This is a genomic window from Shewanella sp. 2_MG-2023, assembly GCF_030548905.1.
In the GTDB taxonomy this organism is placed as follows: domain Bacteria; phylum Pseudomonadota; class Gammaproteobacteria; order Enterobacterales; family Shewanellaceae; genus Shewanella; species Shewanella electrodiphila.
Genome location: NZ_JAUOSO010000008.1, coordinates 121,462 through 145,319, shown reverse-complemented (window position 1 = coordinate 145,319; position 23,858 = coordinate 121,462). Strand labels below are relative to the sequence as shown.

General features: G+C 40.1%; 20 protein-coding genes. 9 read left to right on the top strand and 11 right to left on the bottom strand.

Features of this window, described 5'->3' with window-relative positions; all coding sequences use genetic code 11:
* Window positions 1-193: 193 nt before the first annotated feature.
* Entirely contained in the window at window positions 194-1,663 is a 1,470-nt protein-coding gene (locus Q4600_RS10110; RefSeq protein WP_303515919.1) for a carbon starvation protein A, read from the top strand.
* A 254-nt stretch (window positions 1,664-1,917) separates the two neighbouring features.
* Entirely contained in the window at window positions 1,918-2,250 is a 333-nt protein-coding gene (locus Q4600_RS10105) for a VF530 family protein (RefSeq protein ID WP_303515916.1), read from the top strand.
* A gap of 137 nt (window positions 2,251-2,387) precedes the next feature.
* Here Q4600_RS10105 and Q4600_RS10100 read toward each other — a convergent pair whose 3' ends face one another.
* The 6 genes from Q4600_RS10100 to rssA form a co-directional block, all read right to left on the bottom strand.
* Complete coding sequence (locus Q4600_RS10100) at window positions 2,388-3,239, bottom strand: hypothetical protein (protein ID WP_303515913.1); 852 nt, start codon at window positions 3,237-3,239, stop codon at window positions 2,388-2,390.
* A gap of 82 nt (window positions 3,240-3,321) precedes the next feature.
* A complete protein-coding gene (ribA, locus tag Q4600_RS10095; RefSeq protein WP_102526349.1) occupies window positions 3,322-3,936 on the bottom strand; it encodes a GTP cyclohydrolase II in 615 nt (204 codons plus the stop codon).
* A gap of 85 nt (window positions 3,937-4,021) precedes the next feature.
* Entirely contained in the window at window positions 4,022-4,378 is a 357-nt protein-coding gene (locus tag Q4600_RS10090; RefSeq protein ID WP_248954768.1) for a YibL family ribosome-associated protein, read from the bottom strand.
* A gap of 368 nt (window positions 4,379-4,746) precedes the next feature.
* The gene (nrdG, locus tag Q4600_RS10085; protein WP_303515909.1) at window positions 4,747-5,229 is read right to left on the bottom strand and encodes an anaerobic ribonucleoside-triphosphate reductase-activating protein; all 483 of its coding nucleotides are present in this window, start codon (window positions 5,227-5,229) and stop codon (window positions 4,747-4,749) included.
* Between the two features lie 72 nt (window positions 5,230-5,301).
* Window positions 5,302-7,422, bottom strand: coding sequence for an anaerobic ribonucleoside-triphosphate reductase (nrdD, locus tag Q4600_RS10080; protein WP_303515906.1), 2,121 nt, complete (start codon window positions 7,420-7,422; stop codon window positions 5,302-5,304).
* A 210-nt stretch (window positions 7,423-7,632) separates the two neighbouring features.
* A complete protein-coding gene (rssA, locus tag Q4600_RS10075; protein WP_303515904.1) occupies window positions 7,633-8,604 on the bottom strand; it encodes a patatin-like phospholipase RssA in 972 nt (323 codons plus the stop codon).
* A 130-nt stretch (window positions 8,605-8,734) separates the two neighbouring features.
* On the opposite strand from rssA, the gene Q4600_RS10070 reads away from it, so the two are divergent.
* From Q4600_RS10070 to Q4600_RS10055, 4 genes are all read left to right on the top strand, one after another.
* On the top strand, window positions 8,735-10,120 hold the full coding sequence (locus tag Q4600_RS10070) for a DEAD/DEAH box helicase (RefSeq protein WP_102526344.1): 1,386 nt from the start codon (window positions 8,735-8,737) through the stop codon (window positions 10,118-10,120).
* Between the two features lie 69 nt (window positions 10,121-10,189).
* Entirely contained in the window at window positions 10,190-10,627 is a 438-nt protein-coding gene (locus Q4600_RS10065) for a DUF3010 family protein (RefSeq protein ID WP_229368847.1), read from the top strand.
* A 204-nt stretch (window positions 10,628-10,831) separates the two neighbouring features.
* Window positions 10,832-11,431, top strand: coding sequence for a M48 family metallopeptidase (locus tag Q4600_RS10060; protein WP_303516031.1), 600 nt, complete (start codon window positions 10,832-10,834; stop codon window positions 11,429-11,431).
* A 33-nt stretch (window positions 11,432-11,464) separates the two neighbouring features.
* A complete protein-coding gene (locus Q4600_RS10055; protein WP_102526342.1) occupies window positions 11,465-11,899 on the top strand; it encodes an HNH endonuclease in 435 nt (144 codons plus the stop codon).
* Window positions 11,900-11,962: 63 nt separating this feature from the next.
* Here Q4600_RS10055 and Q4600_RS10050 read toward each other — a convergent pair whose 3' ends face one another.
* Window positions 11,963-13,216 carry a peptidoglycan DD-metalloendopeptidase family protein gene (locus Q4600_RS10050; RefSeq protein WP_303516028.1) on the bottom strand — a complete coding sequence of 418 codons (1,254 nt, stop codon included), beginning with the start codon at window positions 13,214-13,216 and terminating at the stop codon, window positions 11,963-11,965.
* Between the two features lie 716 nt (window positions 13,217-13,932).
* Here Q4600_RS10050 and Q4600_RS10045 point away from each other — a divergent pair.
* Window positions 13,933-14,373: an energy transducer TonB gene (locus tag Q4600_RS10045; protein WP_303515897.1), complete on the top strand. Its 441-nt coding sequence runs from the start codon at window positions 13,933-13,935 to the stop codon at window positions 14,371-14,373.
* 302 nt (window positions 14,374-14,675) lie between these two features.
* Here the strand turns inward: Q4600_RS10045 and Q4600_RS10040 are convergent, their stop codons facing one another.
* The 4 genes from Q4600_RS10040 to Q4600_RS10025 all read right to left on the bottom strand — a co-directional run bounded on the left by Q4600_RS10040 (window position 14,676) and on the right by Q4600_RS10025 (window position 22,170).
* Complete coding sequence (locus Q4600_RS10040; protein ID WP_303515895.1) at window positions 14,676-18,437, bottom strand: AAA family ATPase; 3,762 nt, start codon at window positions 18,435-18,437, stop codon at window positions 14,676-14,678.
* Complete coding sequence (gene sbcD / locus Q4600_RS10035; RefSeq protein WP_303515893.1) at window positions 18,434-19,708, bottom strand: exonuclease subunit SbcD; 1,275 nt, start codon at window positions 19,706-19,708, stop codon at window positions 18,434-18,436. The genes Q4600_RS10040 and sbcD overlap by 4 nt, the downstream gene beginning before the upstream one ends.
* 98 nt (window positions 19,709-19,806) lie before the next feature.
* On the bottom strand, window positions 19,807-20,568 hold the full coding sequence (locus Q4600_RS10030; protein WP_102526338.1) for a TSUP family transporter: 762 nt from the start codon (window positions 20,566-20,568) through the stop codon (window positions 19,807-19,809).
* 222 nt (window positions 20,569-20,790) lie between these two features.
* On the bottom strand, window positions 20,791-22,170 hold the full coding sequence (locus tag Q4600_RS10025) for a DASS family sodium-coupled anion symporter (RefSeq protein ID WP_102526337.1): 1,380 nt from the start codon (window positions 22,168-22,170) through the stop codon (window positions 20,791-20,793).
* 703 nt (window positions 22,171-22,873) lie between these two features.
* On the opposite strand from Q4600_RS10025, the gene Q4600_RS10020 reads away from it, so the two are divergent.
* Entirely contained in the window at window positions 22,874-23,314 is a 441-nt protein-coding gene (locus tag Q4600_RS10020; RefSeq protein ID WP_303515890.1) for a hypothetical protein, read from the top strand.
* Between the two features lie 121 nt (window positions 23,315-23,435).
* Complete coding sequence (locus Q4600_RS10015; protein WP_303515887.1) at window positions 23,436-23,792, top strand: hypothetical protein; 357 nt, start codon at window positions 23,436-23,438, stop codon at window positions 23,790-23,792.
* Window positions 23,793-23,858: the final 66 nt, after the last annotated feature.

Here is a 23,858-nt window from a genome sequence, read left to right as displayed (position 1 = left end):
GCTCGCGACACCTGCAACATTGAGTAATTAAGCCTCTTAAAGGTAAATCTGGTGAATACTGAGTGTTGAGCTAGCGCCGCTTAATCCCAGATATTACCGCTTACCCTCCTAAATCGACCTATCAGTCAGTTTAGGCTTTTTTAATGTCTTCAGCGCGATAAAGTCGCACCATTGAAAATGGGAGATGTTTAAAATGACTTGGTTTTTACTTTGTGTAGGCTTGCTAATTGGTGGCTACTTTATTTACGGTGCGTTTGTTGAAAAGGTATTTGGGATTAATGCCCAAAGACAAACCCCAGCATTCACTAAAACTGACGGCGTGGATTACGTGCCAATGTCTAAAGGTAAGGTGTACTTAATCCAGCTATTGAATATTGCTGGTGTCGGCCCTATCTTCGGTCCAATTTTAGGTGCCCTTTATGGTCCTGCTGCCATGCTATGGATTGTATTTGGGTGTATTTTTGCGGGTGCCGTCCACGATTATTTTTCTGGCATGTTATCAGTAAGAAATAACGGTCAATCAGTGCCTAACCTTGCCGGCAAATACTTAGGTAAACCTGCTAAACACTTTATGAATGTGTTTGCCATAGTCTTATTACTGTTAGTTGGTGTGGTATTCATTTCAGCCCCTGCAGGCTTATTAAGTAAGCTAACAGGCTACGACATGGCAATTTTTGTTGGCATCATCTTCAGCTACTATCTTATCGCAACATTGGTTCCTGTTGATAAAATCATCGGCCGCCTATACCCATTTTTTGGCGCGCTACTGATGTTCATGTCAGTTGGCTTAACCTTAGCGATTATTATATCAAGTGAGCACACTTTATTGCCTGGCTTTGAAGCTAAGGACTTCTTAACTAACTTGAATCCAAATGACATGCCATTATGGCCTGCCTTATTTATTACCATTGCATGTGGTGCGGTATCGGGTTTCCATGCAACACAATCACCACTTATGGCACGTTGTGTTGAAAATGAGTCAAATGGTCGCTTTGTATTTTTTGGCGCTATGATTGGTGAAGGTGTTATCGCCCTAATTTGGTGTGCTATCGCATTATCATTCTTTGGTGGTATCGAAGGTCTTAACGCAGGTATGGACGGCAACCCAGCTAATGTGGTTTATGCTGCTTCAAACGGTTTATTAGGTGCTGTAGGTGGTTTCTTAGCTATCTTAGGTGTGATTGTTTTACCGATTACATCTGGTGACACTGCATTTCGTTCTGCACGTTTAATCTTGTCAGAGTTTTTCAAGATGCCGCAAACTCAAATATCTAAACGCTTACTATTAGCGATTCCATTATTCGCTATTGGCGCAATATTGACTCAAGTTGATTTCGGTATTATCTGGCGCTATTTCGGCGTAGCCAACCAAACAACGGCTGTATTAATGTTATGGACGGCATCAGCTTATTTGCTACGTCATAATAAACTGCATTGGATTTGTACCCTACCAGCGATGTTTATGACCTGTGTTGTGATTAGCTTCTTACTCAGCTCGCCAACTTTAGGTGCAGGTTTGAACATGACGGTATCAACCATCGCAGGTCTGGTTTCTACTCTAGTGATTACCGCTTTGATTATGGTTAAAACTAAGGGTAAAGCAGTCGAAGATGAAGCTGAGTTAAATGTTGAATTAGCCAATAAAGCCTCTACTGAAGCTTAATCACTGGCATTGGTTGTATTTCAAAATGAAAACAATGTAGATAGAGCAAATAAATCAGAATATCCAAAGGCCGATAACCCTGTTATCGGCTTTTTTATGGGCCTTTTTATGGGCCTTTTTATGGGCAGAACAGCCTACTTTTAATCTCTCATCAAAAGGAAACTCAATGGAATACTTAATTCCGTTCTTTAGATTTCAGCTTTTCTGATAACATTTGTTATAATAACCGCAAATTAGTTAATCAAGCCTGAGTAATGACACAAGCAAACAACCCGCTACATGGTATAAAACTTGAAACCATCGTTAATGATCTCGTCGATAAGTATGGCTGGGAAGAGTTAGGTAGCCGTATTAATATTCGCTGTTTTAACGATAACCCTAGCGTTAAGTCGAGCTTAAAGTTTTTACGTAAAACCGAGTGGGCGAGAGACAAGGTCGAATACTTGTGGCTTAAAATGAATAAACTTCCCTTGCCTGCACCAAAGCCTTATGTTGAAAAAGAGCAAGAACCTTCAACGAGCAGCGCAAAGTCAGCCCACAGTAACAAAAGTACTGAAGGCGTCAACGCGAGTATTTGGGGAAAGTAAGCTTTAAAATTAAAGCTAAACAAAACAGGCATGAATATTCATGCCTTTTTTATTGATAAAATTTGATTCAACATCTTAGCAATGCATACTCGTTAATCAATGCTATATCCATCAATGTTTATAACCATCAGGGTTAATTACATTGGAAACTCAAATATCAAACGCCACACTTGCAGTTCACCATCAGTTTGATAACTCACCCCAAATCTATCGGTACTGAACCAGCCCCAACCTAATGGCTTGGATAAAGCTAAGGTTGCACCCACTTCATAAGTACTCGAAGTATGGATATCATCTTCTAACGGTGTAATAAACTTAAGCTTGTTAAAGTACCAACGCCCAGCCACAAACAATCTGGGTTCAATAGTATAATCGCCCCAATCCCACTGCTGGCCAACACCGAAATCAATGCCAGATTGCAGTACTGAATAGCTTTCTGAGCTGTCGTTTATACTGCTTTTATAACCTGCGTAGTAAACTCGATTAACCCAAATGGGTGTATATTTAGGTTGCGCTAACTCGTATAACGCAGAGATACCCGTAGAGACAATTCCCACGTTACTACTATTAGAAAAATTGTGACCGTAGCCTAAATCTAAATAGCTTTCAAAAGTCAGTTGTTCATCATAAAGCCATTTGTATTCAATTCCAGGTGTGATGGTCATAGTGCCAACATTATCTGGAATATCACCTTCTGGTAAGTCACTAAACGAGTAATCAAAGAAACCTAATGAAATGGGTAATCTTAAGGTGAGAATATGATCGTCTGACTCTTCAATATCAAACGCAAACGGAATGTTCACTACAGCAGCATTCTGCCCAGAGGTGCGATATATACCGCTGCCAATGTAATTTGCAAAAGCATAATGAGAGAGATCGGGATTTTTCGACTCACCAGCATAGCTTTGAGACGGGGTAAAAAAACTAACAAAAAGCGCTGCAAGAATAGTTGCAACGCTTTTAAGATGAATAAAGCGACACGCTTTCAATATTGATAACCCATATGTTTTAAGCAACTCTTATCATGTCTCTAATAAGCGACGAAAGAGGTCTAGGCTAAAGCATCAACCGTTATTTATCTTCTTCGATAAAATGATGTTCTGTCATCATATGACCTAACTGGGTTGATTTAGTTTTTAAATAATCTTCATTGTAACGGTTTTTACCCACTTGCAAAGGCACTCTTTCAGCAACTTCAATGCCCATCGATTGCATCGCTTTGACTTTACGTGGATTATTCGTCATAAGCTTAACCTTGCTTACGCTAATTTGCGCTAACATAGGCTCGACCATATCGTACTTACGCATGTCAGCTTCAAAGCCTAAACGCTCATTCGCTTCAACCGTGTTAGCACCTTGGTCTTGTAACTCATAAGCACGGATTTTGTTAAGTAACCCAATACCACGTCCTTCTTGACGTAGGTAAAGAATAAACCCTTGACCATTTTCAGCGATATTTTGCATTGCTGTTTGCAGTTGGAAACCACAATCGCAACGTAAACTAAATAAAGCATCACCAGTTAGACATTCTGAATGAATTCGGCCTAACATAGGCTCGGTGGCATTAAGCTCACCATAAGTTAACGCCACATGCTCTTTGCCAGTTTCTGTATCTTCAAAACCATGCATAGCAAATACGCCCCAAGGCGTAGGTAACTTAGAAGTGGCGATATATTTAATCGACATGGATAAACCTTTAAGACAACGCTCAATCCTTGAGACTTTTCATCCTTGAACTGACTTTTATGTCATGACTATTTCGAATACTGGACTAGAATTTTGCTGGAGCAAATCCTGTGACAACAGTGATATTCATTTCACGGCCCATAGCAGTCATTGGGTGAACAACTACAAGTCCTTTTACTGATTTTTTAAGCTTGCCCATATCAGCTTGTTCAGCTTTAGTCAGTGCACGGTTGAATTTTAAGCCTTTAACTTCTTGACCTTGCTTATTCAATTGACGTGATTGCTGATTTTTCAAGCTCGCAATACGTTTAGTGACTGTGGCAATTTCTTTCTTAAACTGCATGATAATGACTTTGTCTTCACGCGCTTCTGCGGCAGCAAGCTTACGACGAAACTTCTCTGCTTTATCATTTAATGCTTGCAGTTCTTCTTTTAAATTCATTTCTTTACCTTAAATTCTTTCATGTTATCGATAGCAATGAGTTGTTTTGATATCGAACAACACTTTTTCGAACGCAAATTATATACCTAAAGGGGTTAAATTAGCTAACTTGAAAACTTGTTACAGCGCATAAATTTATCATTTCATCACTGCTATGGGAGTTTCATTGTCTGATGGCTATAAATTGAACTTTGATTACTATACTGTTTTTATAACATTCAAGTTGAAGCGAGGCTAAAACAACAACGTAATTATTGGCGAGGACAACTCTGATTGTTCGTGTCGCAGTTATTGAAGTTGTTAAATAAGAGCATTAAAAATGAGTTTTAAAAGCTCGCTCATGACAATTAACAAGCCAATACCAAAAGTTAACCAACAGCAATAAGCGAACTCATGTCATGGATAACTTGGTTTGAACTACCCCGCCATTTAAGGCTTGGATCAGCTAAATCTTGTTCAAATTTTCCATCAACCAATACGTCAACATACGACAATATTTGTTGCTGTTTCAGTGACATCTCATCCAGTTTATAACCACTCCAAAGCCAAATATCTTTATCAGGGCATTCAGCTTTAACTCGTTTAACCAAAGACAAGATAGCGGTTAAGTTTGCAGGGAATAATGGGTCGCCGCCTGACAAAGATAATCCACGACGTTTGATTCTAGTGTCATTTAAATCAGCAATGATTTGATCTTCCATTGGCTTATCCACTTCATGACCTGAACGCGGATCCCAAGTCGATTGGTTATAACAACCGCGACATTGATGTTCGCAACCCGATACAAACAAAGTGCAGCGCGTTCCGGGACCGTTTATCACATCGACTGGATAATACTGATGAAAATTCATAACACTTACCTTTCAAATAAATAAGGCGCTAATCAGCGCCTTATTTGATTCTATGTTAACTCAATGACGCGACTAGATATGCTTAACGCGGCGCTTCACTTCTTCTTGTTTACCATAGTTAAACGGTCTTGCATCAGGGCTACCTAAATAACCACATACACGACGTGTTACAGATACACGGCTTGGTTCATGGTTGCCACATTTAGGACACACAAACCCTTTACTAGTACAGTTAAACTCGCCTACAAAACCACAGTCATAACACTCATCAATCGGTGTGTTAGTGCCGTAATATGGCACACGGCTATAGCTGTAATCCCAAACGTTCTCTAATGCTTCAATGTTGTGTTGCATGTTAGGGAACTCACCGTAACAAATAAAGCCACCGTTAGTGATTTCTGGGTACGGTAATTCAAAATCAATTTTATCGTATGGGTTAACTTTCTTTTCAACATCTAAATGGAAGCTATTGGTGTAATAACCTTTATCAGTCACACCTTCAACCACACCAAACTGTTTTGCATCTAACTGACAGAAACGGCTACACAAGTTCTCACTTGGTGTACTGTATAAGCTAAAGCCATAACCCGTTTCTGCTTTCCATGATTCTGTAGCACGCTTCATCACATTGATAATTTCAACAGCTTTAGTGCGTAAAAGCTCACTGTCGAATACATGCTCTTCTGTGCCATATAATGCATTAATCGTTTCATGAAGACCGATGTAGCCTAATGAAATAGACGCACGGCCATTTTTGAAAATTTCAGAAATATCATCATCCGCTTTTAAGCGAACACCACAAGCACCTTCCATATAAAGAATTGGCGCAACACGTGCTTTAACTCCAACAAGACGAGCAATGCGGGTATCTAATGCTTTACGAGCCAATGTCATTCTTTCATCAAGTAAGGCGAAGAATGCTTTTTCATCGCCTTTAGCTTCTATGGCAATTCTTGGTAGGTTAAGACTAACCACACCTAAGTTGTTACGGCCTTCATGGATAAGCTCGCCATTTTCTTCGTAAGTGCCTAAGAAAGAACGACAACCCATAGGAGTTTTGAATGAACCCGTAACACGCTCAACTTGTTCATAGTTAAGAATGTCTGGATACATGCGCATTGTTGCGCATTCTAAAGCCAGCTTCTTCACATCGTAATTACTATCAGTCGCTTTATGGTTAACACCATCACGAATGGCGAACACAAGCTTAGGGAATACAGCAGTTTTACGGTTTTTACCTAAACCTGCCATACGCACAGTAAGAATCGACTTTTGAATTAAACGTGATTCCCAGCTTGTGCCTAAACCAAATCCAAAAGTTACAAATGGCGTTTGACCATTTGCAGTATGCAATGTGTTCACTTCATACTCTAAAGACTGGAATGCGTCATGACATTCTTTTTCAGTTTGCGCCATGGCAAAAGCTTCAACATCGCTTACGCCCCACTCTTTACCAATCACTAATTGCTTTTGGTAACTTTTTTGCACAAACTCAGCTAACACTTCGTCAATGCGGTTAATCGTGGTGCCGCCATAGATGTGGCTAGCCACTTGAGCAATAATCTGCGCTGTCACAGCGGTCGCTGTTGAAATTGATTTTGGTGTATCAATCTCAGCATTACCCATTTTAAAGCCATGGGTCATCATGCCCGCTAAATCAATCAGCATGCAGTTAAACATTGGGAAAAAAGGTGCGTAATCTAAATCATGGTAATGCAGTTGGCCTGATTCATGAGCAGCCACAATATCTTTTGGTAATAGGTGCGATTTAGCATAATGCTTAGCCACAATACCGGCTAATAAGTCACGTTGTGTTGGAATCACTTTCGCGTCTTTATTGGCATTTTCATTTAGAATAGAGCTGTCGCTTTGTTCAACTAAACCACGAATTTCGCAGTTAAGTTTACTTTTTGCTTCACGACAAATATCGCGATCATGGCGATACTCAATATAATGACGAGCCACTTCTTTGTGAGGCCCTTCCATTAATAAGTTTTCTACCAGACCTTGTAGGTGGTGAATGTCAACTTCTTGCTTGTCTGAGACTTGATCTCTAATCACACAAGCAACAGTTTCAGCGTAATCACTATCAGCACTACCTGTAGCAGTTTCCATCGCAGCAACAATGGCATCCTTAATTCTAGACTCATCAAATAAAGTCCGACAACCGTCCCTTTTAATTACTACAGGCATTACTTTTACTCCATTTATGCACAGGATATAAACACTATATATCCACAACAAAAAACCAATAAACACTAGATATGGTGTATTAAGCAATAATGGAGACTAGAAATCTATGATCTAGATCATATTTAACTGACGAGGTGAGAAATGAAAAATATTACTGCCAAGCTCTGCACTGTTTAGACAGACAAAGCTTGACCATGGAATTGAAAACCGTTATCGGCCTAATGCAGAGTTGATTAAATGCGCAGTTTGACGAACAGATTGTCTGCCAGCTTCTATCGCTTCAGCTGCACGGTGAAACTCCATCGTACCGATATCTGCTAACTGTGGCACTAAACACACATCGGGGGGATCGCCCATTAACCGTGCGCGTTTATGGCGTTGTTCTAAAATGTCCATTGACTGAGACATCACAGCAATCATCCCAGGGTGTGATTTAGTCGACATAGAAAACTTTTCAGACAAACCTGCGATGTACTCTTTACCCTTACCTAAAATATCCATAAAAGCGGACTCTGGTTCAGCGCCTTCTTGCTGCTGCTTTTCTAGTGCAGTCGGAGCTCGGCTTTTCATCTGCTGTGGCAACATGTGCATGCTATTACGGCGGTGACCATTTAAATCAACGGCAATCACCACATCAACATCCATTGCACGGCACATTGATACAGGAACAGGATTCACCACAGCACCATCAACTAACCAACGATCTTGTAATTGCACTGGCGGTAAAAAGCCTGGCATTGAGCAAGAAGCTCTGACAGCATGGCGTAAATCACCTTCTTTAAACCAAATTTCTTGACCTGAATATAAATCAGTCGCTACCGCCGAAAAAGGTTTTTTCAGTTGCTCAATACTTAGCTCACCAATACGACCAGCCAAAACATCAAACACCTTCTCACCACTAATTAAACCGCCTTTGCGCCAGCTTAAATCCATTAGACCAAGTACATCCCAGCTTGAAAAACCTCGAACCCAACCTTCTAACTCATCGAGATGATCATTGGCGTACGCTGCACCGACCAATGCCCCTACTGAACAACCGGCCACTTTATCTGGATGCACACCCATTTCAGCAAGTTCTTTTAATACCCCAATGTGGGCCCAACCTTTAGCCGCACCACTGCCTAACGCTACACCAATTCGTAATTGTTTAGTGTTAGGCTGATCCTTGGGTACATCTGACATGTTTGTTTACATCCTTAAAAATACATTGAAATTAAAATGCTAATACTCAGCATAACTGAGGCTTAAGCTGTTGGCTATCTCAGGCTTACACGTTATAATATCTGGCTATCATTTTTTAGGGGATTTACCTTTGTTATTTACCGATTTTTCTTTAGACAAACGCTTACTTGAAAGTCTAAAGCATATGGGCATTTCTGAGCCAACTGAAATTCAGCAGCAAGCCCTGCCGATTGCCCTAGCGGGTAAAGATTTAATGGCATCTTCAAAAACCGGTTCAGGTAAAACCCTGGCATTTTTATTACCTGCTTTGCAGCGCGTAATATCAACAAAGGCCTTATCTAAAAAAGATCCGCGTGTGCTCATATTACTGCCGACTCGAGAACTTGCCCAACAAGTTTATGGTCAACTGCGTTTATTGGTGGCAAACACACAATATAAAGCAGTGAGCATTTTAGGCGGCGAAAACTTTAACGATCAAGCAAAGTCATTATCTCGTGACCCACATTTTATTGTGGCAACGCCTGGTCGTATTGCAGATCATCTAGCACAACGTCACCTGTACCTTAATGGACTAGAATTGCTAATTCTTGATGAAGCCGATCGCATGCTTGATTTAGGTTTTGCGCCGCAATTAAAAGCCATCAATGAAGCAGCCGACCACAAACGCAGACAAACACTGATGTTTTCAGCAACGCTTGATCACGATCATATCAATGATATCGCGGCAACCTTATTGAAAACACCAAGTCATGTCGCTATTGGTGCATCACATAACGAACATAAAGACATTAACCAGCGCGTGTTCTTGGTTGATCACTTAGATCATAAACAAGCGCTACTACAACATGTGTTGAAAAATGAACAACACAAGCAGGTGATAATTTTCACTGCGACCCGCTCTGATACCGATAGATTAGCTAAACTGCTTGCAGAAGAAGGTTTAGAAACGGCGGCATTAAGTGGTGACTTAAATCAATCTGCCCGTAATCAGATTATGGATAAATTCAGCCGTGGCCAACAAAAAATTTTGGTGACCACTGACGTTGCATCGCGCGGGTTAGATTTATTAAACGTGTCATTAGTGATTAACTTTGACATGCCAAAATTTGCCGAAGAGTATGTTCACCGCATTGGCCGAACTGGCCGAGCTGGCGCTAAAGGTGATGCGATCTCATTAGTTGGCCCTAAAGACTGGGAAAGCTTTAAAAAGATCCAAGTATTCTTACGTAAGAACTTTGACTTCTCGACCATTGAAGGTCTACAAGGCAAATTCAAAGGCTTAAAAGACAAGCCAAAAGCTGGCAGTAACAATGCGAAAACTGCCGATGTTAAAGCATCGAACAAAAAGCGTAGCACAGCGAATAAACCTAAAACAGCACCCAAACGCGATAAGCGTTTTATTACAGGTGTTGATATTGGTGACGCGCCAATGCGCCGTAAGGCAAAGCCAGCCAAAATTTTAGAAAACGATAACTCAATTGTTCAAGATGATGAACAAGAGCTTGGCGAAGATTAAACCCATTTAAGCCTAATGAAGCATATGCTCTGTTAGGCAAAACAAACTAGTTCAAAAGTAAGGTGAAACATGAAAATTTGTGGCGTGGAATTAAAAGGTGGCGAAGCCATCATTAGCTTATTAACTTACGAAGTTGAAACATTCAATGTACCTGAATGTCGTCAAATCTCTTTCAGCATTTCTAAATCTGCTGAAACAGAATCTATTCGTGAGTTTCACTTTGCTTTCCACAAGTTAATGGAAGACTACAAAGTTGACGAAATCGTCATCATTGAACGTGAACAAAAAGGTAAATTTGCAGGTTCTGCTACCAGCTTTAAATTAGAATCAGCGATTCAAATCACTGATTTACCAGTGAGCATTATTAGCCCTGTTATTATTAAAGAAGAGTTAAAACGTAACCCGCCTCAAGCGGATTTAGAAACTCTTGGTCTTAAGCGCGTGCAAATGGCTGCATTTGATGCTGCATACGCACAGCAAAACCGTCGTATGTACGGTAAAGTTTAAGTCAAATACCGACTTAAGCTTACGTAAACAATAAGCCTATCGATTTCCTTAATCATCAATTTGATGAAAACATTAAGATGAATTGGTAGGCTTAGTTTTATCCGCTAATTAACCATATTCCATTGGGCAAACTAACAAGCTATGAGCTCAAAAAAAGCACCCAAAAATCTAGCAGACAAACCCGCTCGTAAAGCGCCGCCTAAAATGGCTGTAAAAACCAGCTCGGCTAAAGTTGCAGCCGCAAAAGATACCTTAGCAGGCCTTGTAACCAGTAAAGATGTGCAAGCAAAGCAAAAACAGCAAGCCCAGTTAAAATACCTTAATGGTTATTCAGCCAGCACCATTGAACAAGTTAAACGTCATATTGAAAATGACACCCTCGAAAACCTGCTACTAAGTCGATATCCAACTATCCATGACATACGTACCGATAAAGCCTTATATGACTATGCTATGGAGTTTAAACAGCAATTTTTAAAGCAGTCTGACCCTATATCGAAAGTCATTTTTGATGAAAAAATTAGTTTAAGTCATCAAGCTTTGGGACTTCACACCTATGCAAATCGCGTTCAAGGTAACAAGGTTAAAGCCAAGAATGAAATACGAATTTCATCAAGACTTAAATATGTGCCAGAACCATTATTAAGAATGGTGGTGATACACGAGCTCGCTCACCTTAGAGAAAAGGACCACAACAAAGCCTTTTATCAATTGTGCACCTATATGACGGCTGATTATCACCAACTCGAGTTAGATTTACGCTTATTACTGACTTGTATTGAATTAGGTAAATCGCCGTATTAGTCTGAATGAATCATAAAGTATTGGAGCCTTATCATGTACGTAGCAACCTATAGAGGCGAAGGGCGTAGAACCAAACATTATAAATCAGAAAAAGCCGCTTTAAAGTCTATTCGCAATTGGCTAAAAGATAACCTAGATAAAGGTTACTCTGTAGGATTAATGGGGCCAGACATTCCTCCTACTGAATACAATGACTGGGAACTGATCCCATTTGAAGAGCCAAAAGCTGCTTCCTTCTACTCTAGTAAAGAATGGAGCAATTTAAAGGCTGAAGCATTTGAAAAGTATGGAAACAAGTGTGCATGTTGTGGGCGTAGTCCATTACATAATGTCATCATGCATGTTGATCATATTAAACCACGCTCAAAATACCCAGCACTCGCTTTAGACATTAACAACCTTCAAATCCTTTGCGATATTTGTAATATCGGTAAATCCGATAAGTTCGAAACACAATGGCGTGAATAAAAAACTCGTATAAACAAAAAAGCCACGTTTTAACAACGTGGCCTTGTTCAATATAATGGCTGGTTAACCCAAATCCATCATCATTTGTTTACTACTGACTAACTGTTTGAATTCTGCCATTTGCTTCTTAGGCAAAACGGAAGCCTCCACAATGCTAACTTTCATTGGGTTAGCTGGGCGACCATTTACATGGAATTCATAATGCAAATGCGGCCCTGTCACTCGGCCAGTATTGCCAGTTAAACCGATCACTTGACCACGCTTAACTCGCTGACCTTTTCGTACTAAGAATTTAGACAAGTGTAAGTAACGGGTTCTAATATTATTGTCATGCTCAATAACAATATATTTCCCTGCAAAGCGATGGTTAGTGATCATCGACACTACACCATCACCAGGTGCCACAACACGAGTACCAATTGGTGTCGCAAAGTCAGTGCCGTTATGGGGCGATACTCGACCTGTTACAGGGTGCTTACGATGAGGGTTAAAATGCGACGATAAGCGGAACTGACGTTCTAACGGAATACGTTGGAATGCACTGGCTAAGCCTTGGCCACGATCATCATAATAATTGCCATCAACATTTTGAAATGCATTGACGTTATTTCTACGGGAATTAATCCTAACGGCTTGTAGTTGCGAGATCCCAGTTGACTCACCTTCAATATATTGATCATTCATCAATACGTTAAAGGTATCACCAGCGCGTAAATCGCGAGAAAAATCTAATTTGCTCGAAAGTAGCGTTTCAATGGTTTGAATATTTGCCGCACTAAGACCAGCTCGTTGCGCCGATAAATAGAATGAACCATTAATCTCACCGCTAATAATACGATTTTGCCAAATGCCTTCGATATTAATTTCTTCAACGCCATAACTACCATCATCAAAGCGAGTAAAAATGACCTGATAAGCGGGGTTAAAGTACAATTCAAGTTTAGTGAGATTTTGTCGTTCGTCCTGGAAGAACTGAATTCTGTTACCCAAAGACAATGTATCTAATGCAAGCACGTTCAAATCAGCTTCAAGCACTTTATACATGGTTTGCTGACCAATACCCGCTAACTCGAATAAATGACCTAAGGTATCGCCATTTTGAATCACACGTTCAAAGTTAGGTTTTATAGGTTCTACAATTTCAAATGTTGAAGCACTCGTCCCATTGGGTAAAAAGGACTCAATGTCCAAAGCCACAGGGATGCGCTGCGATGAAAACTCTTGCGGCGTTGGCCATAGCAAAGCCGCAGCAACAACAAATACGCTGGCAAGTAATAATTTTCGATGTAATACAGGTAAGTTAGGCACTTTATTCAAGCGCGCTTGTAACTGACCCCTTTTAACTGAAAGCAATCTGGGTACCGCCATAAATACGTAAAAAAGTAATACCTTTTAGCTAAGTCGAGTCAACAATAAGATGACCTAAAGAATGCGTACTTAAGCACTAGAAGATATAGTAGCGACCCGTTATACCAAATAAATAGCCTAAAAAAAATATAATCTATCATTTGAACTGCATAAATTTGAACTCAGTATAAACCTATTGGTCACTCTAGCAGCACTCGATAACTGAACGTAATCAGCTTGAGTTAACTCTGTTATCAAGATTTAACGGTTCTATTTAGGGTTGTGTTTCTTTGGCACGTTTTAATTAAAACGTTAATCTGTTCAATGCAAAAGTACAAACCAGAAATTCTTGGCATGATTAATATTGGCAATCTCTCCATTGCAGTGTTCTCAAGCGGCTCTATTGTCTGCAGCAGGCATATGTGCAAGTACAATCGCAAGAGTAGATATAGTTACGATGATCTCACCACTTGTACTTATGTTCTCTGTATATCTTAATCAACTCCCTGAACTATTATCGCTTAAGTATTGATTTTAAGACTGAATTAGACCATTCTAAACTTGACTCACCTTATATTTACTAAGTACAGAAAAACGGATTTAAGTACATCACTTTTTCAGTCTCCTACAATTGAAAATGATATTAGTACCAGCTCAAAGCACACCAATAAAACAAAGGAATGTATATGAAATTTTTATTAGGCCTAGCAACATTAAGCATCATAAGTCTGTCTTTTAATAGCGAAGCAAAAAATATTTATGCAGATGTTCAGGTAACCAACATTAATCCAACAAACAACTTTATTTGGAAGCGTGAAAACACGAATACACCTCAATACCCGATAGAACTCGCTAGAGCAGGAATAAAAGGCTGTTCTGTTCTTTCTTTTGTTGTTTCCGAATCAGGTAAAGCTGAAGATGTTGAAATCATCAATTCAGTACCGAGTAAGCATATTGGTAAATATTCACGTAAAATGTTAAAAAAATGGAAATGGATACCAACTGCAAAAAGTTCAGAACCTGCTACAGAAAAAAGAACTCTACGGTTAGATTTCTGTTTTGGGGAAGAATCTGAAGCACAATCTCAGCTAGTATGTAAAGAACAAACAAAATTAAGATGTAATTGAATAAAGATTCATAATGGCATATGAGTCTAATGTACAATGCTATGAATTTATTAAGTTTCAAAATTACTAGAACAGAGAGGGAGAACAAACCCTCTTTTATTCTTTTAAAACAAATAATTAATACCGCTATAATGCTATATTATTTATTAAAAATCAGCATCGGTTAAACAGTGAAGATAAATGCGTTAGCCATTGAGAAAACGACTTACAATACAGTACACCCAGTTAAACAAAAAGTACTCTCGACATACAAGGGCGGGAAGTTTCACACTGAACCGCCCTTCTAAGCTGCAAATTTGATTTTACTCAGCAGCAGTCTCAACTTTGTATTCAGCTTGTAAACGGCTCACCCCAAGCCCGTTCATTTTATTCACTTTGATTTGCACGCTTATCCGCTCTTTCATCGCTTCAATATGACTAATGACGCCAATCATTTTACCTGATGCATTTAAGTTATCTAATGCATCTAACGCAGTGTCTAATGTTTGGCTATCTAAGGTGCCAAATCCTTCATCTAAGAATAATGAATCAATACTGGTTTTATGACTGACTAAATCCGATAGTGCCAGTGCTAAAGCTAAACTCACTAAAAAGCTTTCACCGCCTGATAAAGTCCGCGTGTCACGCACTGCATCGCCCTGCCAGGTATCTAAAACTTGTAACTCAAGCGCTTCCGATTGTTTTCTTTCCAGCAAATAACGACCTTGAAGCCTATCTAACTGACGATTCGCAAGGGTCACTAAATGATCTAATGTCAGTCCTTGAGCAAACTTTCTGAATTTATCGCCTTTTTGCGAGCCAATCAGCGAATGCAAATAAGCGATGTCATCATAATCTTGTTTTGCTTGGTTGAGCTGCTCAACCAGCTGTTGCTGACCTTGACGTTTACTTTCATCTTCTTTAAGCAAATGCGCAATTTGCCAAAGCTGTTGTTTCACTTCCGCCAATTCCGTTTCAGCTTGTTTGCTCAATTCACTGACTTCTGTAATTACCTGTTCACTATGACTTGCAATTGTTTGCTCAGTTAACTTCTCCGAGTCGTTTTGGCTAAAGCCGAGTTCCTTAGCTTGGATAATCAATTGCGCCAGTTGTGTTTTCGCTTGTTCAACTAAGGTGCTGGCTTTAACCATGCTTTGATCTAATTGCTGCTTGAGTTGCTTAAGTGCTTCTCGTTGCTCGCTTGGCATCACAGCTTGTTCAAACTCAGCTTGGCTGGTAAATGGACTGGTTGATAGCGCCTGTTTAAATGCGCTACCAGCCTCGTTTAACTCAATGGTTAATCGCTGAACTTGTTGCTCATTGGCTTGACGCTGCACAACTAACTTGTCCAGTTGCTGCTGCATATTGACTCGAACATCATTTGCTTGGTTTAACCTAAGTTCAGCTTGCTGCATTGACTGGTGACTGGCTTGTTTCTCTTGAGGACATTGTTTGTCGGCAAATAGCGCAAAACGCTGCTTGCTGGTGTTGTTCTGCTCAGCTGTCAATTGTTCGAGCTGAGAGTCAAGGACACTGTTTTTAGCAGTCATGTCTTGATGCTGGGTCATTAACGCTGCTATCTTTTGTGAGCATAACTGATGCTCTTGCTCTAACACCCCTTGCTGCTCAAACGCTTTTTGCCATTGGGTAATTTGAATGTCTAATTCAACCAACCACGACTCAAATAGGCTCATTTCAGGCATGGTTAAGCCTGCTTGAGAGACACTGGTTTGGCTATCACCCAATAAGTCAGCAATCTGCTGCTGAGTTTCAGCCTGATGTTGCTTAAGCTCTTGTAATTTTTGCATCTGAGTTTGCGATTGCTGCTTCGTTAACATCAGTTGATTTTGCAGCTGCTCAGCATGAGCCTGTGCTTGCTGGTATTGCTCAATACATTGCTGGTGCGAAGTAGAGTGCTGCCTAATAGTTGCAAGTTGCTGGTGTAATTGCTGTTGCTGCTGCGTTGCATGTTGAATAAATTCAGCTAGCGATAGCGCATCAATCTCGCCCTCGTTTGGTGCTAAATGCCCAATCAACAATTGCTCAGTAATCTGTTGATACTCTGATAAATATTGAGTAATTTGATGTTGGCTTTTTTCTTGCTGCGCAGTTAATAATTCGAGTTGATGCTGGCGCTGTTTCTTTTCAAGGCTTAACTGCTCACCTTGAGTTTTAATCAGCTGCAATGCGTCAGACTCGCTTTGAAAACGCACTTCAGTGTCACTCACATCAATGGCTTGATAATGGTCAACTAAAGGGTGCTCTTTAGCGCCGCATAAAGCACAAGGTTCACCCTGGATCAATTTAGCCCGCTCAGCGGTTAAGTTTACAATTTGCTGTTCTTGTTTAAGTAACGATTGTAAATCTTTAACCTGTTGGTTCTTTGATTGCCATTCCGTGCGCACTTGGTGAAGCTGCTGGTCAATTTGCCCTAGCTGCTCAGACAATTGCTGTGCCTGTTTTAGCTCATTATTCAGTTCTTGCTGACTTTCAAGATGCAGTTGTTGCAATTGCTGTAATCGGCTGCGAGAAACCTGCTGATCAATTAATTGTTGATACTGGGCCTGCAGTTGCCCTTCTGTGCTGCCAGCAAGTAATTGGGCAAGTTGATGCTCGCTAGCATTGAGCGCAGCTAATTTTTGCTGCACTTCAACTTGCTGCAATTCAACGCTTTTCTGGTACTGCTCAAGCTGCTCTGTATGCTGTATACCTTGCACCGATTGAGCTTCGATAGCCTTAACCAGCTCAGCATCTTTTTGACTTAACCTGGCATAGTTGCTTGCTTGTTGTTTCCACACGGCAATATGACTTTGGATCAACTGGCCTTGTGGGAAACGTTCAATTAACTGCTGGTTGGTTAACTTAGCTTGATTATTTTCAGTTAACTGTTGATTGAGTTGATGCTGCTCACGCTCTATTTGTTGTAATTGCGTTTGCTGTTGCTGCTTGGATTTTTGCTGCTCGGACAATTGAAAATTTAACTTTTCAATTTGCTTATCTAACGGTTCAACCTGCTGCTCGACTAACTCGATTAACTGTTGATGACTTTGCTTAAGTTGTAAATTTTCTTGTTGTTTATTCTCATGCTCAGCTACAGCATCATTAAAAGTCACTTGCGCATCTTGCCCAGCTTGTTTTAGCTCTTCTTGTTGCTTATCAAGCTGGCATTTCTGCAGTGTTAACTTATTAAGCGAAGTGAATAAAGGCGCAATGATTTGCGCAGGCTCGCTGGCATTTAATTTTGCTAATGCTGGGGCTTGTGCTGAAATATCAGCTTCAGCCTCCGCTAACGTTTGCTGGCTATCAATAAGTTGCTGGCTGGTTTTAACGCATTGCTGCGCCCAAGTTAAGTGCTGCTGAAATTGTTGCGTTTTAGCTTGTAATTGCGTCTCTTGCTGCTCTAATTGTAATGCTTCAGCACGCTTATCTACTATCGCTTCGTCCGTTAGCAGCTCAACACTGTCTGTTTTGGCCTCTAACAGTTTTAATGCTTGCTTGGCTTCACTAAAATTCAGATGGACTTGCTCTGAGATCAAACCATAAATTTCTGTACCTGTTAGTTCTTCGAGTAACTCTGCGCGATCATTGGCATCTGCATTTAAAAAAGCCGCGAATTGCCCTTGAGATAGCATCATTGATTTAGTAAAACGCGCAAAGTCTAGGCCAGTAACCGCTTCGGTTAACTCGGTTTTTTGTTTCACTTGGCTGGCGAGAATTTTACCTGAATCAAGTTCGGCAAGTTCTACTTGCGCATCTTGCAAATTGCCATCAATTTGACCCCGTGAGCGACGTTGGCTCCAAAAAGCGCGATAGCCTTTACCTTTTACTTCAAACTCAACTTCAGCCAAACAATCACTGGTGCCACGAGTCATTAACTCATTAGTGGTTTTCGAGATAACCTTTAATCGCGGCGTTCGATGATATAGGGCTAAACAAATGGCATCTAAGATGGTGGTTTTACCTGATCCTGTCGGGCCAGTAATCGCGAATAAACCATTTTCTTTAAACGGCGATTGGGTGAAATCGATTTTCCATTCATTTTTTAACGAGTTGATGTTTTTAAAACGTAAGCTGAGGATTTTCATGCTTTAGCCTCCTCAGTTGTACTTGTTTCAACTTGGGCACCTTGCTCAACAACCTGTTCAACGACTTGATTGAATTGCAGTTTGATCCTTTCTAGCCTTTGTTGCTGTGCGAGCTCTGAAAAATCCTCTTGGGCTAAACGCCGCTCAAACACATCATTAACAGAAAGCTCTGATAAAGTTTCATTATCAAGCTGCGCTATTTGTTGCTGACGTTGACTGCGAGCACGCTTAAGTTGCAACACCTCAACCGCTAAAGGTTCTGTGATATCAGCAATACGACTCTGTAAATCACTCAAAAAGTCTTGCTGTGCAACTTCAATACTAAGCCAAGTCGTTTCTGGCTCGGCATCAGCCGATTTCACTGTAAATTCAGCCAAGCTTGCTTCAATATCAACTAAACTGCCTTTTAAGCTTGCCATAGCCTGAAATCGAGGCACGTCAATAGCGTTTACTTCAGCTAATTTATCTTGCTTAAATTCAACCAAAAAAACACTTTTTTGCCCAGTTAATTCATCAAAGCTTAATGGGATTGGTGAACCGCTATAACGAATGTGCTCAGTCTTAGCGATTTTTTGCGGCCTGTGAATATGACCTAAGGCAATGTAGTTCGCTGCGGGAAACAGAGATGCATTAAATGCATCAAGACTGCCGATGTAAATATCCCTGACAGATTCACTGGTGCTAGCTCCAACCGTGGTTAAGTGCCCTGTAGCAATAATAGGTAATGGCTTATCCTGTTGCTGATTAAGCAGTTGTGCACGCTCAAAACATTGTTCATACAAAGAGGCGATTTCATTACCCAGCTTGCGTTGTTTATCAGTACTAGACTCACCAGATTGGCTTAGCACCAAATCCCTAGGGCGCAAATATGGCAATGCGCAGATAATGGCACAAGGTTGTTGATGTTTATCCTTTATCACTAATACATGCTCATCAACATTGTCGAGTGCCCCTGGTATAACAGTGGCATTAAGACATGCAAGCAATTGCTTGGACTCACCTAAGGTGGCTACAGAATCATGGTTTCCGCCCAATACGATGAGCTGACAACCTGTCTGTTGAATATCGACAATAAATTGATTGTAAAGGCTACGAGCATAACTTGGCGGCGTTCCAGTATCGAAAATATCACCCGCAACAATTAACGCATCAACATCATGTAATTTGATCTGCTCAAGCAACCACTGCATGAATAATTGATGTTCGTTGGCACGGTTTTTTCCGTAAAAATTCTGCCCTAAATGCCAATCTGATGTATGAATAATGCGCATAGCAACCTATAAAACTGAATGTGGTAGTTAACCTCAGCACAAATGAGCTGAGTTAATGTATTTGGACAACGCCAACCATACTAATTTTACCGTAATCGTTAACCGTATTGGGCCCATAATAATTTAAAGCTCATTAAAAACGACATTGTTACAACAAGAGGCTTAATAATCTTCACACCTTTTGACATCACTAAACGTGAACCTAACGTCGCGCCAATGGCTTGGCCAACCAGCATAATCAAACCTAAAACAATGAAGACTTGCCCGCCAATCAGAAAGAAAATCAATGACGATATGTTAGTGGCAAAATTCAGGATTTTTGCATGGGCCGTTGCTTTAGCAAGCCCGTATCCTGCTAGTGATACAAACGCTAATGCAAAAAAGCTTCCTGTACCTGGACCAAAGAAACCATCATAAAAACCTACCCCAAGCGCTGCGGTAAAAGCAAACATGGTAGGGGTTAATACTTGTTGTTTATCTTCTTCAGATATCTTTTTTGAAAATAAAAAGTAACAACCAATCGCTAATATCAGAAATGGCAAAACCAGCTGTAAAATACTGACATCAATCATTTGTACTATGATGGTGCCCACTGCAGCGCCAACGAATGCGCAAATGATAGATAGCTTTGCCTGTTTTAGATTAATCATCCCTTTGCGAATAAAATATAAACTGGCAAAAAAGCTGCCACCACAAGCTTGAAGCTTATTGGTTCCTAATGCTGCAGCCGGGGGCAATCCAGCCCACATCAATGCTGGGATGGTCAAAAGACCTCCACCACCAGCTATGGCATCAATAAAACCTGCAAGAATGGCAACAAAAAATAATATGATGGCGAGTTGTAGGGTCAGTTCGAACATGAGGTGTGTCTTTAATTATTATTTATAGGCCATTAGACCTGCTTTACATATAAATTTCAAAAGCTATCTAAAACAAATGTGTTTTTGTGTTTTGAAAGCTCGAACTTGTATAAAACCTTTAACGTTTATGCTGTTAAATTGTTCTTTTTCGATGAAAAAGATAATAAAAAAGGCAACCTAAGTTGCCTTTCTTGCTATCCGAGTATCTTGTGACTTACTCGTTTAAAAACCCCAAAAGAAGTTGGTTATTAAAAACAGTATCAACATACTAATAAAGTTAATAATCAAGCCTGCTCGCATCATTTCAGATTGTTTGATATAGCCAGAGCCGAAGACAATGGCATTTGGCGGTGTGGCAACCGGCAGCATAAACGCACACGATGCCGCGATACCAATCACCACAGAAATCATCACAGGGGATAAACCTAAAGGTTCAGCAATTGCGGCAAAAACGGGTACGAGTAATGCGGCACTCGCGGTATTACTTGCAAACTCAGTCAGCATCACGACAAAAGCAATCACGGCAATCACAAATAAAGCCATATGTGCGTTACCAAAAATGTCGGTAACAAAGTGAGCTAAAAATACACTGGTGCCAGTCGCTTTTAGTACTGCACTTAGTGTTAAGCCACCACCAAATAAGATGAGTACGCCCCAGTCTGTAGTTGATTCAATCTTCTTCCAATCAACTAACTTAAGGCCCGCAAGTACAACCACTGCGCCAAGTGCGACAATAGTATCAAACTTACTGATCCCGCCTAATGCCTGAGCTAGAGGTTTACTGAATATCCAGCAACATACTGTGGCTAAAAAGATGACTAAGGTCAGTTTGCCACTCAGAGACAGTGATTCTGTTTCAGCCTTTATTTCACATTTCGCAGATAAGTCTGGCTTTAAATACAAGTACAATGCAATCAACATGGCTGGCAACATTAACGCCACAGTAGGCAAACCAAACGCTAACCAGTCACTGAAAGTCAGTCCGACTTGCGCAGCTGCGATGGCATTGGGTGGACTACCGACTAATGTTCCTATGCCACCGATATTAGCCGAATAAGCGATACCCAGAAGCACAAACAAGTAAGTGGTTTTATGATCTTTAAATTCAAGTTGATGCAATATCCCTAAGGCAAGCGGCAACATCATTGCTGCGGTGGCAGTATTACTGATCCACATTGATAAGACGGCAGTTACTGCAAAAAGTAAAAAACACGCGATACTGAGCTTACCTTTAGAAAGTTGTAATACCTTCTGAGCAATCAATTTATCTATACCCTGATGATTTAGCGCTGCAGCTAAAACAAAGCCACCAAAAAATAAATAAATGATCGGGTTGGCAAAGTTACTCATTGCCGTTTGAGTATCAAACACCCCTAAAAAAACCGCGATAATAGGAATTAAAATCGCTGTAATACTGATATGAATGGCTTCGGTTAACCACAGAACTGCCGCAAAAATTAGCAGCGACAAGCCTGTATTGACCCCAGGTTCAAATGGTAAAAAGTGATAAAGCAAAGCGAATAATGCAATGTTGCTAAACAAGATAATAAAATCTTTTTTGTTCTTCGCTGTTGTTGATGACTTATTTGGTATGTTTTCCATTAAAGCGCCCTCCTTTTGTTTTTTATGGAGAACAATGTAAAGCACACCGATGACTAAGATAAAGTTCTGTTTTATGGTTGCTTTATTACACCCCAAAGAACCATTTGTGTGATACAAGCAACAAGCAACAACTCATTTGTGACTCAACCGTACAACCATATGACTAAATATGTGGTTATTAAGTGTCAAAACAGCAAATCTATTCATATAATGTGATTATTGTGAATGTTTATTAGCATCCAAATTTGTGATGTAGATCTAAATAGCCGCTAGAGAATTGGGTGTAGAGCAAAGTTAACAACATTTACGTGAACCCAAACAAGCTTAGAAAATTAGCATATCTCAGTTCAATTAGAGTTTTAGTTCTGTGGCGAAAGTCCACAACAGCAATATACCTACACAGAAATTACCTATTAATTCATTGAAAATATTGAATAAATTCCTAACACCGTTTCCTGAGTTAAACATTGGACAACATAATTGCTCATACTTACCTTTCATTCTCTCTTAACCTATTGAATTAAAATATAATTATGTTAGGTTATTGAAACTTTAATGAGTTGTTCACTAGAGTGCACATTCAATAAAGTACTAAGTCAATGCAGTACTAAATTAATGAAGTGCTTAATCAATGAAGTGCTTTTACAATGAACAGCTACTTGCAAGAAGTTCTAATCTAGTTAAAACCCGAAAAAGGATTTTCATGAAAACATCTTTACTTGCTCTATCGTTTGTTACCTTAATGTGCTCCCCAGGATTAAGTTCTGCAGGCGAATTTGAGCCCGCCGTTGGCTTAGGTCATCAATTTGGTGGTGTTTTAGGGGGACAATTTGCCTATAAAACCGCATCAACCAAATATTATGCTTCTGTAGGCTTAGTCGGCTTTGCTGCTGGCTTGCAAACCACTTTTAGTGAAAACTCAAAGCATACTTACGGAATTGTTGTAGGTAGAGAGGAATTACAAAGTGAAGATGGCTTTGCCTTCATCACCTATGATTACCATTTTGATGGCTTTGCACAAAAAGGCTTTGTCATTGGTACCGGTATTGGTGTTACACGAGAAGATGAAGGTGGCTTATATGCAGATAAAGGCGACACTGACACATCAACCTCTATTACATTAAATTTTGGCTATAAGTTTTAATAAACACAGAAATAAACTCTGATATGAAAATTGAGATATAAAGTCGCTAAACTCATGTAACATGTGCCCCATAAATAACGTCTCCATAGTGAGGCGTTTACCTCCTCCGGAGCTCAATTACATGCCTCATATAGAAATCAAATATTCAGATAATGTCGATATTGATACCGATAAGGTATTTGATGTCGTAGAGAAAATAATTAACGGCCATGATGCGAGTGCTGGCGTATGTAAGTCTAGGGCTTATCCCTGCTCACAGTATAAATACTCCCACATGCTGATAACCGTGTCTCTATTAACCAAACCTCACCGAGATAGTGCCTTTACGCATCAGCTCAGTGTCGACATTGAACAAGCCATTAAGGCTCATCTTAAGCAAAGCGTTTATTTCTCTTTAAATATTGAATATAGCTTGGCTTACTACACGACCAATACTCATATTGTCGAAGGTGATGAATTACTCGGATTATCAGATTAACGGTGCTAATGATAGAAAGAGCATTGTTAAGGATGGATATCGATTTAATAAAAAACCTGCCAAATG